1 pseudogene is annotated in these 246 nt (G+C 56.5%); it reads left to right on the top strand.

Annotation, left to right across the window (positions count from 1 at the left end):
- Nucleotides 1-53: 53 nt before the first annotated feature.
- A pseudogene (locus AC5IJH_RS18690) lies at nt 54-246 on the top strand (ABC transporter permease); the annotation flags it as partial.

The raw sequence follows: 246 nt of genomic DNA, 5'->3' as shown, positions 1-246 counted from the left end.
GGGTTACATACACGGGCCTTCACTGGGTGTGCGGCGGAATTGCATGCGGCACGGTGATGTTGATTCTTTACCGCTCGCCGTTCCCGCTGCTGTTTCGGCTGGCGCTGCCGTTCACTTACTTTTTTTTGTTTCAGTACGCCGTCATTGCCCGCAGCTACGTGCTGTTTCCTGCCCTGCTGTTCTTGCTAGCGGTGTGCTGGAGGTCACGATGGAAGCGACCCATCCCAGTCGTGTTGTTGCTAGGAT

This window comes from Candidatus Dedyshia acidiphila (assembly GCF_051025295.1).
In the GTDB taxonomy this organism is placed as follows: domain Bacteria; phylum Acidobacteriota; class Terriglobia; order Terriglobales; family Acidobacteriaceae; genus KBS-83.
Note: the sequence above shows the minus strand (reverse complement) of the source record. Positions and strands in the feature narration are given on the sequence as shown.